Origin of the sequence: Paenarthrobacter sp. TYUT067, from assembly GCF_023656375.1 — a bacterium.
In the GTDB taxonomy this organism is placed as follows: domain Bacteria; phylum Actinomycetota; class Actinomycetes; order Actinomycetales; family Micrococcaceae; genus Arthrobacter.
The window spans coordinates 17,403-34,785 of the sequence record NZ_JAMOIT010000032.1 but is presented as its reverse complement, the minus strand read 5'-3'; the positions used below and the strand labels follow the sequence as shown (position 1 = coordinate 34,785).

Annotated in this window: 20 protein-coding genes; 8 read left to right on the top strand and 12 right to left on the bottom strand. The window is 60.8% G+C overall.

From position 1 onward, the window contains the following. On the bottom strand, positions 1-1,273 hold a 1,273-nt coding region (locus MOD31_RS21130), incomplete at its 3' end, for a DUF222 domain-containing protein (RefSeq protein WP_250821611.1). 303 nt (positions 1,274-1,576) lie between these two features. Between MOD31_RS21130 and MOD31_RS22000 the strand changes: the two genes are divergently transcribed. Both MOD31_RS22000 and MOD31_RS21125 read left to right on the top strand, forming a co-directional pair. After that, positions 1,577-1,705, top strand: a complete 129-nt coding sequence (locus MOD31_RS22000) for a hypothetical protein (protein WP_274595824.1) — start codon at positions 1,577-1,579, stop codon at positions 1,703-1,705. A gap of 27 nt (positions 1,706-1,732) precedes the next feature. After that, positions 1,733-3,271, top strand: a complete 1,539-nt coding sequence (locus MOD31_RS21125; RefSeq protein WP_250821610.1) for an APC family permease — start codon at positions 1,733-1,735, stop codon at positions 3,269-3,271. Between the two features lie 101 nt (positions 3,272-3,372). Here MOD31_RS21125 and MOD31_RS21120 read toward each other — a convergent pair whose 3' ends face one another. From MOD31_RS21120 to MOD31_RS21070, 11 genes are all read right to left on the bottom strand, one after another. Next, the gene (locus tag MOD31_RS21120) at positions 3,373-3,918 is read right to left on the bottom strand and encodes a hypothetical protein (protein WP_250821609.1); all 546 of its coding nucleotides are present in this window, start codon (positions 3,916-3,918) and stop codon (positions 3,373-3,375) included. Between the two features lie 216 nt (positions 3,919-4,134). Continuing rightward, the gene (locus MOD31_RS21115) at positions 4,135-4,437 is read right to left on the bottom strand and encodes a DUF4193 domain-containing protein (RefSeq protein ID WP_024819766.1); all 303 of its coding nucleotides are present in this window, start codon (positions 4,435-4,437) and stop codon (positions 4,135-4,137) included. 125 nt (positions 4,438-4,562) lie between these two features. Further along, positions 4,563-4,790: a hypothetical protein gene (locus MOD31_RS21110; protein WP_142936499.1), complete on the bottom strand. Its 228-nt coding sequence runs from the start codon at positions 4,788-4,790 to the stop codon at positions 4,563-4,565. A gap of 64 nt (positions 4,791-4,854) precedes the next feature. Next, entirely contained in the window at positions 4,855-6,072 is a 1,218-nt protein-coding gene (gene lhgO / locus MOD31_RS21105) for an L-2-hydroxyglutarate oxidase (protein WP_250821608.1), read from the bottom strand. A 163-nt stretch (positions 6,073-6,235) separates the two neighbouring features. Next, positions 6,236-6,727 carry a DUF805 domain-containing protein gene (locus MOD31_RS21100; protein WP_142936501.1) on the bottom strand — a complete coding sequence of 164 codons (492 nt, stop codon included), beginning with the start codon at positions 6,725-6,727 and terminating at the stop codon, positions 6,236-6,238. Positions 6,728-6,937: 210 nt separating this feature from the next. Continuing rightward, on the bottom strand, positions 6,938-8,488 hold the full coding sequence (menE, locus tag MOD31_RS21095) for an o-succinylbenzoate--CoA ligase (RefSeq protein ID WP_250821607.1): 1,551 nt from the start codon (positions 8,486-8,488) through the stop codon (positions 6,938-6,940). Between the two features lie 12 nt (positions 8,489-8,500). Then, the gene (locus tag MOD31_RS21090) at positions 8,501-9,826 is read right to left on the bottom strand and encodes an MFS transporter (protein ID WP_250821606.1); all 1,326 of its coding nucleotides are present in this window, start codon (positions 9,824-9,826) and stop codon (positions 8,501-8,503) included. 57 nt (positions 9,827-9,883) lie between these two features. Continuing rightward, the gene (locus tag MOD31_RS21085) at positions 9,884-10,339 is read right to left on the bottom strand and encodes a MaoC family dehydratase (protein ID WP_166841622.1); all 456 of its coding nucleotides are present in this window, start codon (positions 10,337-10,339) and stop codon (positions 9,884-9,886) included. A gap of 44 nt (positions 10,340-10,383) precedes the next feature. After that, on the bottom strand, positions 10,384-11,592 hold the full coding sequence (locus MOD31_RS21080) for an acyl-CoA dehydrogenase family protein (RefSeq protein ID WP_250821605.1): 1,209 nt from the start codon (positions 11,590-11,592) through the stop codon (positions 10,384-10,386). 1 nt (position 11,593) lies between these two features. After that, entirely contained in the window at positions 11,594-12,484 is an 891-nt protein-coding gene (locus MOD31_RS21075; protein ID WP_250821604.1) for an amidohydrolase family protein, read from the bottom strand. A gap of 2 nt (positions 12,485-12,486) precedes the next feature. Beyond that, a complete protein-coding gene (locus tag MOD31_RS21070; protein WP_250821603.1) occupies positions 12,487-13,437 on the bottom strand; it encodes an SDR family NAD(P)-dependent oxidoreductase in 951 nt (316 codons plus the stop codon). Between the two features lie 139 nt (positions 13,438-13,576). Here MOD31_RS21070 and MOD31_RS21065 point away from each other — a divergent pair, with 139 nt between their 5' ends. The 6 genes from MOD31_RS21065 to MOD31_RS21040 all read left to right on the top strand — a co-directional run bounded on the left by MOD31_RS21065 (position 13,577) and on the right by MOD31_RS21040 (position 17,233). After that, entirely contained in the window at positions 13,577-14,035 is a 459-nt protein-coding gene (locus tag MOD31_RS21065) for a MarR family winged helix-turn-helix transcriptional regulator (RefSeq protein WP_166841626.1), read from the top strand. A 117-nt stretch (positions 14,036-14,152) separates the two neighbouring features. Further along, positions 14,153-14,371, top strand: coding sequence for a hypothetical protein (locus MOD31_RS21060; protein ID WP_142936509.1), 219 nt, complete (start codon positions 14,153-14,155; stop codon positions 14,369-14,371). Between the two features lie 298 nt (positions 14,372-14,669). Next, positions 14,670-15,404 (top strand): DNA/RNA non-specific endonuclease, encoded by a 735-nt coding sequence (locus MOD31_RS21055; RefSeq protein WP_250821602.1) that lies wholly within the window; start codon positions 14,670-14,672, stop codon positions 15,402-15,404. A 10-nt stretch (positions 15,405-15,414) separates the two neighbouring features. Continuing rightward, complete coding sequence (locus MOD31_RS21050) at positions 15,415-16,062, top strand: hypothetical protein (protein WP_250821601.1); 648 nt, start codon at positions 15,415-15,417, stop codon at positions 16,060-16,062. Between the two features lie 68 nt (positions 16,063-16,130). After that, entirely contained in the window at positions 16,131-16,592 is a 462-nt protein-coding gene (locus MOD31_RS21045; RefSeq protein ID WP_250821600.1) for a DNA/RNA non-specific endonuclease, read from the top strand. Next, positions 16,589-17,233, top strand: coding sequence for a hypothetical protein (locus MOD31_RS21040; protein ID WP_250821599.1), 645 nt, complete (start codon positions 16,589-16,591; stop codon positions 17,231-17,233). The genes MOD31_RS21045 and MOD31_RS21040 overlap by 4 nt, the downstream gene beginning before the upstream one ends. Positions 17,234-17,383: the final 150 nt, after the last annotated feature.

Sequence of the window (17,383 nt, the reverse complement as noted above, 5' to 3'; positions counted from 1 at the left end):
TGAATCGTCGGAGCCGGGGTGGGAAGAGTCGGGCTTTGGAGTCCATGTTCAGGAGTTCGCCCGTTCCGGGTGCGGTGTAGAGCCGCCGCAGCCACACGGTGAAGTCGCGGTCCGGAACTGGTGAGCCCGCCCGGCCGGTCGCCAAACCACTTGCTTCGCCTTCCTGACTGGTCGCGAAACCACTGGCTTCGCCTTCCTGACGTTCACCAACCTGATGTTCACCAAGCTGACGTTTGCTGTCCTGACGTTCACCAACCTGATGTTCACCAAGCTGACGTTTGCTGTCCTGAGGTTCACGAAGTAGTTTCCGTGCCCACTGGGCCGGGACGATTCCATAGCCTTTGAGCCGGGCCGGTTCGCTGTCTGCCTGAAACAGGGTCCGGTCCGTCATCACCAGATCGAGGTTGATGCCCGCGACCCCGCCCGGGGTTCCGGTAACGCGTTCGACCAGGGTGTCAGCCATGACCTGGCCGCGGGAACGGCAGTCACCGCCGGCCCGGGCAGTATCAGCCTCACGGGTCAGCGCCGCATACGCCGCGACGCCTTGGGCGACTGGTAGGAGGGCGGTCAGGTAGGTCATGGTGTCCGGGGCGGGTCGCAGGCTCACGGTCCGTTCGGTGGCTGCGTGACTGGCGCGTTGGGCCACCGAGCGGGGATCACGACGATACGCGGCAGCCTTGACCGCGGCGATGATGGCCCGGTCGCCCTTGCCTTCGAACGTCCCCCAATCGGGGGCGAGTTCCTCATCCACCGCGCACCGGTCCTCCACGGACAGGCACGCTGTTTCCTTCACCAGCAGCATGGCCCGCCATTCATTGAGCTGGCCGGATTCCAGGGCAGCCAGGGTGCAGGGCATCTCCGTCACCAACGCTCTCGCCAAGCCCAATAACCGGGAACCCTTATTGGGAGACTCCCTCCGAGCCAACGCCACCTGCGCCCCGACACCCTGGCCACGCTCGGACGCAGGAACACCAGCTCGGGCCTGTTCAGCCCGTTGGGCAAGATCAAACGCCACAGCAGCCCGCGCCTGCAGGCCCGTAATGGCCGACTTCAGCTCCTCCAACCCCCGGAGCTGATCAATCAGCTCTCCACTGGAGCCGGCAAGCGGAACAGAGCCAAGGAGCGCGACGAGGTCAGACACCCGGAGCGATGAATGGCCTGACACAGGCCCCGTAGCAGGGAGTGCGGAGTCGGAGTGCCCGGGTAGAGCTTCCCAGGCGCGCCCGAGCTCATCATCGTGTGACGGCGTCTGCGTGGCCCGGATCTGCTCCATGCCCCAACTCTTCCAGCACGCAGCAAGCGCTATAAGACCACAACTCCCGTATGTGGAAACCAGGGCCTATGTGGAAAACAGGGCCCGTGCGGAAAACACCCCGCAGCAAGCCCAACACCCACGTCACCAGACACCCACCCCCGGACCCCGGGATACCCAGAGACCCGGACCCCAAAGTACCCATAGACCAGTCACATATGAACGTCATTCATTTCAGGCCTTGCGCCCGAGCGTGACTCACGACATACTAAATGAACACTATTCATTTAGTGACTGTCGTCTCACCGGAGTACCAATCACACCATGATCGAACTGACGCGCCTGGATGGCCCGGCCCCCAACGCCACGGCACGCCCGGCCCCCAACGCCACGGCGCCCACGGCACCTTCGGCCCCCAGGGGCGGCAGCATGCTCCGCAGCACCAAGCAATAACTTTCGGCCATCTAGAAAGGGCCTTACATGAGCCAGACAATCCGACGCAGCGGCAGTGAAGCCGCGAAGTCGCATGACATCAGCGGCAAGGGACTGAAGACGGGGCAGTTGGGGCTCCTCGCCGTCGTCGTTCTTGGCATCTCCACCATCGCCCCGGCGTACACCCTCACCGGTGCGCTTGGCCCAACTGTCAACGAAGTCGGGCTGCAATTGCCTGTCATCTTCCTGATCGGGTTCATCCCGATGATCCTGGTGTCCTTGGCGTACCGGGAACTCAATGCAGACTCCCCCGACAGCGGCACCACCTTCACATGGGTAACCAAAGCGTTCGGACCGTGGGTTGGCTGGATGGGCGGCTGGGGTTTGCTGGCCGCCAACATCATTGTTCTGTCCAACCTGGCGGGCGTGGCCGTGGACTTTTTCTACCTGTTCCTCGCACAGGCCACGGGTTCACCCGAGCTCGCAGACCTCGCTTCGAACAAGCTGCTCAACGTTGCCACGTGCTTCGTCTTCGTGGCACTTGCTGTCTGGATCAGCTACCGCGGCCTCCACACCACCAAGATTGTCCAGTACGGCCTGGTGGGATTCCAGCTGCTGGTCCTTGGCCTGTTCGTCGCCATGGCGTTCGCTAACTGGTCCACCTCCGAAACTGCTGTGCCCTTCAGCTGGGACTGGTTCGACGTCACCAAGATCGAGACGTTCGGCCAGATCGCAGCCGGCATCTCATTATCGATCTTCGTCTACTGGGGCTGGGATGTATGCCTGACCGTCAACGAGGAAACGGCCAACGGTAAGAAGACCGCGGGCCTCGCAGGCACGCTGACAGCGGTGATCGTCCTGGGCATCTACCTCCTGGTCACCATTGCCACCATGATGTTCGCAGGCGTCGGCGATACCGGGATCGGCCTGAACAACGAGGAAAACCACGCCAACGTCTTCACCGCACTGGCATCACCGGTCATGGGTCCATTCGCCATCCTCATGTCCCTCGCTGTGCTCTCCAGCTCAGCGGCGTCCCTGCAGTCCACGTTCACTTCGCCTTCCCGCAGCCTGTTGGCCATGGCGCATTACGGCGCCCTGCCGGAGCGCTTCAGCCACATGAGCAAGAAGTTCTCGACGCCGGGCTTCGCCACCATAGCGGCCGGCGTCCTGTCTGCGGGCTTCTACGCGGTGATGCACGTGATCAGTGAAAACGTCCTGAACGACACCATTCTGGCCCTTGGCCTGATGATCTGCTTCTACTACGGACTCACGGCCATCGCCTGTGTCTGGTACTTCCGCAACAGTGTGTTCTCCAGCGCCAGGAACTTCTTCCTGCGACTCGTCTGCCCGCTGCTGGGTGGCGTCGGCCTGTTCGTCGTGTTCCTGCAGACTGCCGTGGACAGCTGGGCTCCCGAGTTCGGCAGTGGCTCGGAGATCTTCGGGGTGGGGCTCGTATTCGTCCTGGGCATCGGCATCCTGGCTTTGGGCGTAGTGGTCATGTTGATCATGTCCCGTGTTCGGCCCGGGTTCTTCCGCGACGAGACCATCCGAAAGGACACGCCGGCTCTGGTGGTGCCGGAGTAAGCCCGCCTTCCGCGGAGTTCGTGGGAAAGCTGCCAGTTCGCCGGAAATGTCCCGCGAATTGGCAGCTTTCCCGCGATCTGGGCACTTCAGCGCCCCGTCAATCACCAACGATGCGCCACGTCCACTACCAGGCGAGAACCGCCGTCGGGCCCGTCCAGGGTGAAGACCCGGAACGGAAGACGTGCACGGACGCCCAGCCCAATGCTGGTGGTGCCCTCAAAGCTGCCCGCGTAAACCACCTGCCGGAAGGTCTGGTAACCGGAGACGTTGGACAATTCGGCCTTGGCTGCCGGCACATACGTCGGCTGGTTGTACCGGTTGTACGACGGCGCCGTCACCATCACTTGGAGATCAGCATCCCCCAGCACCGGGATGGGGTAGCCGGTAGCATCCTGGGTCACTACAGGAACGTACTGAACGACGTAGCCGGCCACCTTACCTGTCATGTCGATCACCAGGCGGTCGTAGCAGGGCTGTTGCCCGGTGCGAACGTTGGTGACACTGGCGGAGCTCATGTCGAGGTCTGCCTTGGCCATGGAACCCCACGAGATACCGCAATATGTTGCTGCCGAGGCTGGCCCCGGCGCCACCAGACCGAGACCGGCAGCTGCCATGACCGCTGCCAAACCCGCTCCAAATTTCCTCATTTTTTGTGCCCCCTTCAGGCGAAGTTGATACTTCAACAGTAGGAGCGCAGCAGGGGCTTTGGGCGGGTTGTGGCCGCTTCGGGGCGCAACCGTTAAGTGGACGCAGCGGTGGTCACAAGAGGGTTATTGTCGGGCCGTATTTTGGGCATTGGGCGGCCGTGCAGAGGGTGCTCGCGCCCATATTCGTAACCGAAGATAACGAGACCTTGGCGTTATTTAGCCTTCGCAGTCCTTACAGAACTTAAGACCGTTCTTTTCCAATGCAATCTGGGACCTGTGACGGACCAGGAAACAGGAGCCGCACGTGAATTCGTCGGACTGCTCCGGGACCACAATGACTGTCAGTTCTTCACCGGAAAGATCTGCTCCGGGCAGGTCGATTCCTTCGGCGGTATCGTTTTCCTCGACGTCGATGACCGCAGTCTGCGCAGTGTTTCCTCGGGATGCCTGAAGGGCCTCAAGCGACTCGGCGGGAGACTCTTCTTCTGTCTTGCGCGGGGCATCGTAATCAGTAGCCATTGAGCTTCGCTTTCGTTGCTGCATAGTGCCTCTTCCGGCACCTCAGTGAAGCAGTTTAGGGCATATCAGAGGAGATCAGCGAAAAGTGTGCCCAACGCGACATTCTGCAGCATTCCGAGCAGCTTCTAGGACTCTGAACGCACCCTTGCGGCGTGCGTTTGGATGGCCTGAGCACTGGCAACCGTGACGCCGCTGAGGGCAGGGAGCCATGACAAATCACTCATGCTCCCCGGGCCACCTGCACCCTGTTCCTCCGCCGACGGGCCAGTGCAATCCAGGACGTACGCTGCCTCAATCCAGGCCGCTATGGTGGTGCCGACTGAACTGGCAAGCGAAGCTAGTGATCCGATCATGCGGCAACGGTATCCAGCCCGCGTTTGGCGGCCGTTTCCGTTGGATCACCAGTTTGTTAACTCCTCAATCCTGCAAAGCCTTCTCCACGATGTACTCCGCTATGGCCATGGACGAAGTAGCCCCGGGAGAAGGTGCGTTGCGCACCAAGACCGTGTCCCGGCGTCGTGCGATGACAAAGTCGTCCACCAGCGAACCGTCACCGTTCATGGCCTGCGCGCGCACGCCCCGGGTGCCCGGAAGAATGGTGGCGCCTTCCAGCGACGGCACAAAGCGCACGGCCTCGCGGATGAACTTTTTCTTGCTCACTACGGTCTGGAATTCACGAACAGCTGACGGCACATTCTGCCTGGCAAATTTCCAGAATCCAGGAAACAGCGTGTAGTTCAGTACGTCGCGGGCATTCACCTCATTCCACGAGTAAGACTCGCGGCCGAAGGAGATGAATGCATTTGGACCGAGCATCATTTCACCGTCGATGCGTTTGGTGAGGTGGACACCGAGGAAGGGGTGTTTTGGGTCCGGCACCGGGTAAATCAGCCCGCGAACTTGATCCCGGGCCTCCTCACCCAGGAGGAAGTACTGCCCAAAGAACGGCACGATCCTTGGGGTAGCCGGTTCACCCGTCGCTTCGGCCACGCGATCCGATTGAAGGCCCGCGCACACCACCACGAGGTCGTAATGTTCGCCGCCATCCCTGGTACTGACCACCACGCCGCTGTGCTGTTGCTCAAGCCTGGTAACTTCCTGCCTGAGCCGGATGCTTCCGCCCGAACTACGGACGTCGTCGGCGAGCGCGTTGGTGATAGCCGTGTAGTCAACGATCGCCGTTTCCGGCGAGTGAAGAGCGGAAAGCCCGACGGCGTTCGGCTCCACCTCGCGTAGCTGCTCGCCCCGCAGCATCCTTGCGCCCGGGACCCCGTTGGCCGTGGCACGGGCGAAAATCTTGTCCAAGCGATCCGATTCCTCGGGTGTCTGGGCAATGACCAACTTGCCGCACGCCTCATAGGGCAGGTTCTTCATGGCGCAGAATTCCTGCAGCAGCTCCACTCCCCTGCGACACAGTTTTGCTTTCAGCCCGCCGGGTTCGTAGTACAGGCCTGCGTGCACCACCCCCGAGTTGTGTCCGGTCTGGTGTGCTGCGAGCCGGTCTTCCTTTTCGTAGACGGTGACCTGGACGCCCTCGAGCCTGTTGGTCAGTTCCCTCGCCACTGCAATGCCGATGATCCCGCCACCCACCACGGCGCAGCGTTTGATGGTTCTTAGGCGTGGAGGGTGGGGCATGGCAGTCCTCGTCTTTGGGTGGGCCCGAATCAGTCACAGCATGTCACGCGTGCCGCTTTTACGGCACGTGACGCCCGAAAATTGTCCGAAGAAGGGCATGAAAAAGGGCGGCACGCGAGGTGCCGCCCTTTTCTGTGAAACGAATTACTTGCTATGTGGCTGACTATGCAGTCGGCTGATCAAAACGCTGGCCGGCCGGGTTGGACGGCAGGAGCGCGAAGACCAGGATGGCAAGTCCACCCACGAACGGGATGAGCCCGAGAAGGGCCAGCCAGCCGCTGAAGTTGCCATCGTGGAGACGACGAACCAGCAGGGCGATGGACGGGATAAGGACCGCCAGGTAGAACACGGAGATCAGAATGATGCCCACCACGGCTCCCGGGCCGGGAACCGTGCCGCTGCTGGTGGTGGTGGATCCGGCTGCACCGAGAATGCCGGTGAGGAGCTGCAGGACAAAGCCAACCACGCCCAAGGCAAGGGCGACCCACCAGTATTCGCTGCGGCTCGCGCGGCCACTGAATGCGGTGTATTTCTTGAAGAAACGCTTGACGGCCGCGCCGATCGGAGCGCCGTAATAGGGTGCCCACAGCGGCGGTTCGCCGGCTTGGACGCCGTACTGCTCGGTTTGCTGAGGTTGTTGCGGGTAACTGGTCATTGGTATATCCCCCGGGTTAGGTGAGTCGTGATGAAGCTTCGTGCTCAGTGTGTGAGTCGTGCCTATCGTAATGCCCTTACACCGAATTAGGCAGTTCGATGGAGGAAATTAACCCGGATTTAGCTTGGTAACGCAATATTTCGTCGGTGCGGCTTGCCATGAGACAGCATATTCTTTGCCACGACAGGTGACATTGAATACGGTCGAGCGTCACTGCGCGTAGTGCTTTCGGAGGTCCATCTTCCGGATCTTCCCGCTGGCGGTTCGTGGCATCTCCTCAACGAATACCACTGACTTGGGGATTTTGTACCGTGCCAACCGGCCCTCCAGATGCGAGCGCAGTTGCTCTTCGGTCAGGGACGCACCGTCGCGCAATGTGATGATCGCCCTGGGCACTTCTCCCCATTTGTTGTCATCCATGCCGATCACGGCCACACTCCCCACTGCGGGGAGCTCTGAGATGGCAGCTTCCACCTCAGCCGGGTAGATGTTCTCCCCTCCGGAAATGATCATGTCCTTGATGCGGTCCGAAACGAACAGGAAGCCTTCCCCGTCTTGGTAGCCCATATCGCCGGAGCGGAACCAAGAGGACTCGGAATAACTCTCGGCGGTTGCTTCGGGCCGGTTCCAGTACTCCTTGATCACGTTGGGTCCGGAGATTTGGATCTCCCCCACGGCGCCAACTGCAGCAAGACCACCCAGTGGATCGGCAATCCGCACATCAGTGAAGAAGTGCGGAAGCCCGGCGGAGCCTGCCCTTTCCTTGGACTTCGATACCGGCAACATGGTGGCCCCCGGCGCGGTTTCGGTCATGCCGTAGCAGCTGGTGAAACCTATGCCGCGTTGTTCGTACGCATCCAGTACCCGCTGCGGAACGGCAGAACCGCCGCAGGTGAGCTTGTCCAGGGAGCTGAGATCCGCCGTCGACCATCCCGGATGGTCACAGAGCATCTGGAAGGTGGTGGGGACACCGTTGAGTGTGGTGACTTTATGCTGGTCCACCAGCTCCAGTACACGGCCGGCGTCGAACTTGGCTTCAAGCACCACGGTGGCACCCTTGAGCAGCATGGGAAGCAAGCCCATATCCAGGGAAGCCACGTGGAACAGTGGCGAGATCATGAGCGCTACGTCGTTGCGGTTCAGGTCCATGTCCACCACCGTGTTGATGCAGTTCCAGGTGATGTTGCCGTGTGTCAGCAAAGCACCCTTGGGCTTGCCGGTAGTGCCGGACGTGTAGAGGATCATGGCTCCGTCTTCAAGGGTCACCGCTTCATCCAGCGGCGCCGCGTTTGCAGCGTCAAGCACCTCGCCATAGTGCTCGACGCCGGATGGCAGCTTGAGCGCGTAATCGACGGTGACGTCGTCGGGCGCCACTACGAGACGGTGGGTTACGTCGGTGTCGGTGCAGGACGCGGAGGCGAGGACCTCCAAGGACTCCGCGCTGATGAGCAGGCGTGCTCCTGAGTCCTGCAGTTGAAACTGCAGCTCCGGTGCCGCCAGGCGGGTGTTGAGCGGGACGAAAATCGCTCCGAGTAGCCCGCAAGCAAAGAACGTCTCCACAAAGGACGGGTGATTCTCACCCAGGTAGGCCACTCTGTCCCCCTTGGCCACTCCCCTGTCTTTGAGGGCGTTGGCCAGGTGGTCGGTCCGGTCTGCGAGTTCCGCGTAGCTCACAGTGTGCTCACCGGAAATGATGGCAGTTTTGGTACCGGACTTGATCCGGCGCCGGTGCAGCCAGGATCCAACTCCGTTGTTGTCCATGGTGCAGTACTCCTAACTGACCGTAGAGAGGTCGTTGTTCTTAGACTCCCGCGTCAGCAGGATGAAGACAATCGATACCAGCGACATGACGGACAGGAACACCACCACGGGGACGATGCTCTGGCCGGCGTCCTTATAAAGGCCTGCCACAATGCCGGGTGTGAAGCCCGCGCCAATCAGCGTTGCCAGCTGGTAGCCGACCGCCGCGCCGGTATAGCGGTTAGTGGTGCCAAACTGCTCGGAAACGAACGCCGCCAGCGGACCATAAAGAGACGAATGCAGGACCAGCGCCACGGTGAAGGCCAGGAAGACCAAAGCGATGTTGCCTGAGCTGAGCATCCCGAACATCGGGAACAGGTAAAGGATGAACAGGGCCAGGCCTGTGACCATGACCGGGCGGCGGCCAAAGCGATCCGAGAGCCTGCCGCCCAAGAGGACGAACAGGATGGAAATGGCTGAGGCGCCCGCGAAGGCATAGAGCACACCTTGTTGTGGTGCTCCCTTGGACACTGCATAGGTGACGGAGAACGTGGGCAGCACTACTTGGAGGCCGAAGCCGGCAGCACCGGCAAACATGATCATGATGAGTGCCTTGGGACGCTTCAGCACTTCCAGCAGCGGGATCTTGCGCTTGGTGTCCTGGGCGCTTTCCTTGGCCACGGCCTCGGCAAAGATTGGGCTTTCGGAGACCCTGAGCCGGACGAACATGCCGACTATCAGGAGTACGAAGGACAACAGGAATGGAACTCGCCAGCCCCAGGCCAGGAATGCATCCTGGGGAAGTGCGGAGAAAATGCCCATGACAACGGTGCCGAGGACTGCGCCCGTCGGGGCACCGGCATTGACGAACGATGCCGCGAACCCGCGACGTTTGGGATCCGAATGCTCCAGGGCCATGAGCGCTGCCCCGCCCCATTCACCGCCGACGGCGATTCCCTGGCAAACACGCAAGACCACCAGGATCACGGCGCCCCAAGGACCAATGACGTTGGCTCCCGGGATTAGACCAATCAACGTCGAAGCGATGCCCATCATGGCCATGGACACGATCAGCATGCCCTTGCGGCCAATGCGGTCACCGAAGTGCCCGAAGATGATACCGCCCAGAGGCCGGGCAACATAACCCGCCGCGAACGTGGCATAAGCCGCGACCACGCCCACCCACTCATCTGTACCGGCGAAGAACACTTTGGGAAAGGCAACCGCTGCCGCAGTTGCGTACAGCAGGAAGTCGTAGAACTCGATGGTGCTGCCCAGATAGCTGGACATGATGACCGTGCGCGCCTCTTTGCGCTTAGCGGCCGTGCTCGACTGTGCGAGCGCAGTGTGTCCTGACATGGCTGTTCCTTGGGAGAGGAGGGAAAGGGGGTGGATGTCTACTTGTAGAAGCGGTTCCTACTTGTAGAAACGGGCGAGGAACTCGGCGACGACGGCGGGGCGTTCCTGGCCTTCGATTTCGATGGTGGCGTTGACCTTGATCTGGGCGCCGCCCTTGACTTCGCTGACTTCGGCGATGCTGCCTTGCATTCGGACCTTCGAGCCGACCTTGACCGGCGAGGTGAAACGGACCTTGTCCAGGCCGTAGTTGACCTTGGTGGTCACGCCCTCGACGTCGAAGAGCTCGCCCCAGAACGGGATGATCAGGGACAGGGTGAGGAAACCGTGCGCGATCGGAGCGCCGAACGGGCCGTCCTTGGCGCGTTCCGGGTCGGTATGGATCCACTGCTGATCGTCGGTTGCGTCAGCGAACAGGTTGATCTGCTGCTGGGTGATTTCGCGGTAGTCGGTGGTGCCAAGGTCCTTGCCGGACATGGTGAGCAGGGTGTCGAAATCGACGACGAGATTGGGCATCTTTGCCTCCTGTGTTGTTGGTGTTGTGGTTCTCTCAGTGGGTGTTAGCGCGTGAAGGCGCTGTCGCCGGTGAGGGCGCGGCCGATAATGAGGGCGTTGATTTCGTGCGTGCCTTCGTACGAATAGACAGCTTCCGCGTCGGCATGGAAACGCGCGACGTCGGCGGCGAGGGTTATGCCGTTGCCGCCCACCACTTCGCGGGCCAGCGCGACGGTTTCACGCATCATCAGGGACGTCTGCATTTTGGCCAGGGCCGAGTCTTGGTCCCGATAGATCCCCCAGCGCTGCTGCTCGGTCAACCGCACCACCAACGAGAGTGATGCGGTGATGTTGCCGAGCATGCGTGCCAGTTTTTCCTGGACCAGTTGGAAGGAACCCAGGGAACGGCCGAACTGTTGGCGTTCCTTCACATACGCCAGGGCAGCTTCGAACGCGCCTGCTTGGATCCCGGTGGCGATCCACGCAACGTCCGATCGCATCGCCCGCAGCATGGCGGCCACGTCCTTGAACGAGTTCACGTTGTGCAGGCGCATTGCCTCGGATACGCGAACATTGTCCAGGGTGATGTGAGCGTTCTGCATCATCCGCAGCGAGGTCTTACCGTGGATCTTCTCCAAGCTGACCCCTGCGGCGGTCCTGTCCACGAGGAATGCCTTGACCTGTCCGTCCGCGACGTCGCGGGCGAACACGCACAACACATCCGCCGTTGAGGCGCCCCCAATCCACCGCTTGGCGCCGTCCAGAACCCAGCTGCCGCCGTCGGCCTCTGTCCCTGGGTCTGGTTCGAAGCGTGCGGTGGTGGAAAGCCCGCCGGCGATGTCCGAGCCGTGCTCCGGTTCTGTCAGCGAGAAGACGCCTTTGAGGGAGAAGTCGATGACCTTGGGCATCCACTCCTTCTGCTGTGCCTCGGAGGCTCCCACCCGGATGGCGGTCCGGAACAAACCGGCTTGGGCTGTGTACCACGTTGCCAACGAGGCATCAGTGCGGGCGAGTTCGAAGATCCGGAAGCCGTGGTAAATCCCCCGGGCTGGAGCCTCAAAGGGTTCCATCAGATCCAGGTCGATCAACGGTCCGGCCAACTGCTTGGGGAACTCTCCGCGTTCCCAGTACTCGGCCAGCAACGGCGTGGCTTCAGCGTCCAGGAAGGTCCGCAGGCGTCCAAGGACCTGCCGTTCCTCGGTGCTGAGGAGTGCTTCAGCGTCGTACCAGTCCGCCACCGAGTACAGCTTCTGATCCACAACACTCACGCTCATCTCAACCACCCAACCCGAGCAGCCTGACTGCGTTGTCCTTGAGAATCTTCGGGCGGACTTCGTCCTTCAACGGCAGGTCCGCGAACGCCCCCAACCACTTTTGCGGGGTGATCAGCGGGAAGTCCGTGCCGAACAACACCTTGTCCTGAAGCACCGAGTTGGACAGCCGAACCAGGGATTCCGGGAAGTACTTGGGCGACCACCCGGAGAGATCGATGAACACGTTGGACTTGTGCGTTGCGATCGAGTTCGCCTCATCCTGCCACGGCACGGAAGGGTGCGCCATGATGATCTGCAGCCCGGGAAAATCAGCTGCCACGGCATCCAGCAACAGCGGATTCGAGTACGCCAACTTGATCCCGTACCCGCCCGGAAGACCCGCACCCATGCCGTTCTGGCCTGTATGGAAAATGCATGGCAGCCCCAACTCCTGGAGCGTCTCCCACAACGGGTAGAACGCCTCGTTGGACGGGTCGAAGCCCTGCAGCGAAGGGTGGAACTTGAAACCCCGGGCACCCAGCTCCACAGCCTGGTGTTTTGCCCCCGCGATCGCGTCCTCCACCGTCCGCGGGTCAACGCTGCCGAAAGGAATCAGCACATCATTGTTCCGCGCAGCTCCGGCAATCAGCTCGGGGATGCTGTTGGGCTCATGCTTGAGCTGGGTCCGGGCGTCGACGGTGAAGACGACGGCGGCCATGTTCAGTTCGCGATACACCTCGGCGATCCTGTCCAGCGAGGGGGTCCGATCCTCGGACTTGAAGTACTTCGCCGACGCTTCCGTCAACGCTTCCGGAAGCGAGCCGTGCCCGCAGCTGTCCACTTCGAGGTGGACATGCATATCGATGGCATCCAGGGCAGCGGCGTCGATGCCGAGCTCGTAACGGTCGGCCATGATCAGCGCGCCTGCGAAGGTACAGCCACCGGCTCGGGCCGGAGTTCCTCAGGCAGCGGCAGGAATTCCTCGCCGAAGCTCTGCAGCGCCTGCGGACCAAACAGCGAGTCGGCATTTTCCTGCAGGGCCTCGTAGCTCCAGCCGCCATCGCGGTACTCGGTGGTGGCCGCCGTCGGGTGCGTCCAGACTTGCAGCCGGTCGCCACCGGCACCGATTGCCTGGCCGGTAATGCCGGCAGCCGCATCAGAGGCGAGGAAGGCAATCAGCCCGGCGACGTCGTCGGCCGTTCCAAAACCGAGATCATGGCGGAAGAAGGACGGCATGGCCTCGCCACGTTCCTCCGCCTCCACGGCCTTCTGGAAGTAAGGGACCGTCTTGGTCATGGCGGTGGCGGCCACCGGAATCACGGAGTTAACCGTCACGCCGGCCTTCTTCATCTCCAAAGCCCAGGTTCGGACCATGCCCACGATCCCGGCCTTGGCAGCGGCGTAATTAGTCTGTCCGAAGTTGCCACGCTGCCCGGTGGGCGAGCCGATGGTGATGATCCGGCCGGCGATGCCGTTCTCCTTGAAGTACGCGAAGGCCTCGCGGACGCAAGTGAACGTGCCCTTCAGGTGAACGTTGATGACCAGGTCAAAATCCTCGTCGGTCATCTTTAGGAGGCTCTTGTCCCGCAGGATTCCGGCATTCGTCACCAGGATGTCCAGCCGACCGAACGCTTCAACAGCACCGGCCACCAAAGCCTTCGCAGCATCCGTCGAACCCACCGGAACCACCACAGCGGTGGCGCGTCCGCCGTCGGCCTCAATCTGCGCAACAGCCTCCGCAGCAGTCCCGGCGTTCACGTCATTAATCACGACGGCGGCACCCTGGCGGGCGAGCTCCCTCGCGTAAGCGAGTCCAAGACCCTGTCCACTCCCGGTGACGATTGCAACCTTGCCGTTCAAGCTCATGCCGTGCTCCTTCGCATGCAGTAACCGGCCGGAGCCGGTGAGGCCGATCCCGCTGCGTCGTGAGATCCTTGTCATGATCAATGAGAATACGGATCATTGAAAAAGTCAACGATTGTTTTTCATTACTATTGGAGTTGTCATGGGCCCGCAAAGCACCGAAGTGGAAACCCCGCGCCTCGCCGCAGCAAAAATCGGCAGTGACGTGGGCTTGTTGCTGGCCAAACTGCACGCCACAGGATCACTGCTCAACAACAAAGCCCTGGCCGACTACGGACTCCGGGAACGGTCATTCTCCGTGCTCACGCTCGCGTGCAGCGGGTTGGAACCCACACAACGCGAGCTCGCCGATTTCCTTAGCCTGGATCCGAGCCAAGTTGTCAGCCTGGTGGACGATCTGGAGCACCGCGGGCTGGTCAAACGAGCCCAAGGCAAGCAGGACCGGCGTGCCAAGATCATCGTCTCCACCGCTGAAGGACGCCGGATCCACACCAAGGCGAGGGCCGGACTGGAAGAGTGCGAGCGGACGCAGCTCGCGGCACTCAGCGAGGAAGAGAACACGCAGCTGAGGGCGCTGTTGAAGAAGGCACTGTGGGGCTAGGCTCGGGGCCGCACACCTGAACCGCGGCGGCTCGATGGACATCTGCACAGCAGCCCCCGGCTACCGTATGCATCTGTCCATATCAGCATCCGGCCGCTTCTGTCAGGATCGGAAACTATGAGCTTCCCTCTTTTCCACGATCCCCTGCAGGGCGCCGTCGCCGTTGACGCACCTGTCCGCGATCCTCAGGTCCACCGCCAAAGCCGCACTAACAACAGGCCGGCTCGCCAAGCCACACATGGATCCAAGCCTGTCCGCACCTCCCGGCAGCGAGAGGTAGCTAAGGTTGCCGAAGACCTTCAGGCTCTGATGGCGCGGACCCCAGGCAGACACTAGCTAACCCTCAGTGCCCGTAAGTCGCTGCGCAGGTTGGATAGTATCCAGACGAGTAGTCGCCTTTTGAGGGGCTGAACCGTGGGAACCAGCAATTTGACCCTGATTCATGACCGGGATGGTTACTCCATGGGAGAGAATTTCGGCCCTCCCCCCTGCCCTGCCTGTGGGGAGACGCTGGATGAAGACATCCTGTTTGACGCTTATAGCGACTGGGCCGCCACCGACTGGACACTTGAGACGCAACCCAGCGTCTCCTGCGACGCATGCGGGGAAGAGAAACCGGTGGTGGACTTCGCTGATGAGCATTCCCGAGTGGCGCACGGCAACCTCGCCAGCCAAGACCGGGCTGGAACCCAACACCTTGTACATCGTGGACAACCGCACCAAAATGCCAGATAGCACCGGCGGCCTCACGGCGGACAGTCTTGAACGGTTCTATGCGGACGCCACAGGCCGGGTCGAACGCGTAGACACGTACGCTGGTGTCAAGGGTGCTTGGTCCGTTGAACTGAACAAGCGGATGCCCAATGTCACCTATAACGTCGTCGCGAAAACTGACGGTGGCTTGGAAAACCACTTCACGATCATCACCGATGACTTCGCCAAGCCCAAGAGCGTCGAAGCACACATCACCGGGTTGCTAAAAGGCGACATCAACCGCAGCACATGGCAGCAGATACTGGCCGGTATCCGTGTCGGCGGTCGCGGCTACGAGGGTGGCCACCTCATCGCATCCCTCTTCGCAGGACCAGGAGAAGGCGCCAACCTCCTGGCCCAACTCATGTTCCAGAACCGCGGCCACGGAACCCCCAACGTACCCGCCAACACCCTGGCGTTCTACCAACTCGAACGAGACCTCATGACCAAGGCTCTCCACCGCGTCGACACCGGACAAGCCCTAGACTTGCGTGTAAAGGTAGAAGCCGTCCCAGGACCAAAACCCGGGCTGCCCAGTGGACTCAAAGTGTCCCATTCGTTTGACAAGGACTTGATTCAAGATGATTTCTTCCCAAATCTTGAGTCCCCGAAATAGTGAGGCCCTGATGCAAGATTCCGTGGTGGATAGCCCTCTAATTCGACAGGGACTAGCTCGCCTCCAGGAGCATACTTTCTCCAAGGCCGGACTAGGCTTCGGCGCACAGGAAGTCATAAGCACCTCGCTGATGTTTCAAGATAGATCGAGGCGCTACGTCGATGTTTGCCGCGACGGTCAGTGGGGTGGTCGGGACTGGCAAACCGATTTCCCACCCGAGCTCCTTGACTACTGGCTGATGGAAGTCAGACGTGAACTCTATGTTCCAGGCCTCGGCACATGGAAAACCTTCAGAGTATTCCTTTTCCCGTCCAACGAAGGGCGCTTAGAGGCATTCGACTACGAGATTCTGACTCGCGGCATGTTCGGTGATCCGAAAGATTCCACCGGCCCAGCATCAGGGCAGGCCGTCAAGATGGATCTCCTGACATTTCCCCGCACATCAGACAATATTCAGGAATGGATGTGGACTGCTCTGCGTACAGATGCTCAGACGCCCCCGGTGTACAACCCCCAACTGAATACTGTCGATTGGGACAACAAACGCCTCCCCGTCACCGACAGTGGCACGGATTTCTCTGTCGAACCGGAGATTATTGACCCATCCAGGGAACCAGGCGTCTTCGCGAAGATCGGCAAAAAACTCTTCGGCGGATAGCCAGCACCAACGCCGGACGGAGCGCCCGTCAGCACTAACAGTCACAAAGAGCAGCCACAATCCAAGCTTTGCGGGGAAGCCGAGCTGCGTACGCCGTCGTCGAGGCTCTGCAGCCAGTTGGACTGCTCAAAGGCGACATCAACCGAAGCGCATGGCAGCAGATACTGGCCGGTATCCGTATCGGCGGACGCGGCTACGAGGGTGGCCACCTCATCGCTTCCCTCTTCGCAGGACCAGGAGAAGGCGCCAACCTTATGGCCCAACTCATGTTCCAGAACCGCGGCCACGGAACCCCCAACGTACCCGCCAACACCCTGGCCTTCTACCAACTCGAACGAGAGCTCATGACCAAGGCCCTCCACCGCGTCGACACCGGACAAACCCTAGACTTACAGCTAAAAGTAGAAGCCGTCCCCGGACCAAAACCCGGACTGCCTGAATCGTCAAAGGTCACTCACTGGTTCGGCTCCGGAGAAAAAAGGTCAGAACATTTTCCCAACCTTCCACTTTCCGAGGAGGCATTCGAATGATGATTGGAACACGAATTTCTGGGGTAGAAGTGGTCACTGGTCTTCAAAGACTGCGCGCAGAGGCTTTTGCCGAAGGCGGCCTAGGATTCGGTGCTGAAGAAATTATCAGCACGACCGTGATGCATCGGGCCTGGAGCCGGCGCAGCGAGGACATCCGTCGTGACGGCGTATGGGGCTTCGCCCATAGTTTTCAAGACTTCTCCATCGAGTCCATGGAACATTGGCTCGAAGACATCCGCCGCGAGTCGTACGTCCAAGGTAAAGGCACGTGGACCAGCTGCAAGGTCTACCTCTATCCTGACTCGGACGGCAGACTTGAGATCTTCGACATGGAACTCCTCAGACCCGCCCACGAAACAACCATCCCTGATCGTCCGGCGGACGCACTGACATTGTTCCAGGACCTCAAAGCGTTCCCGAGAACGCTGGACAACATACCGCAGTGGATGTGGACGGTGTTCCGCGCCGAAGGCATCACACCACCCGTCTACAACCCACAACTCAAAATGGTCGAGTGGGCCAACAAACGCCTTCCTGTCACCGAAAATGGCACCGACTTCTCCGTCCAACCTGAAATCATAGACCCATCCAAGGAACCGGGTATCTTCGCGAAGATCGGCAAGAAGCTCTTCGGCAGCTAACCCCAATCCGGCGAACGGCACTGGCCTCGCCAAGCAAAACCAGCCGTGATCCAGACCTGCGAAAAGGGACGACCGATCATGTGGAGCCGCTACCCACCCAACGATGGCGCCGTCGTCGAAATGTCAATTCGTAAATTACGCGGTGAGGCT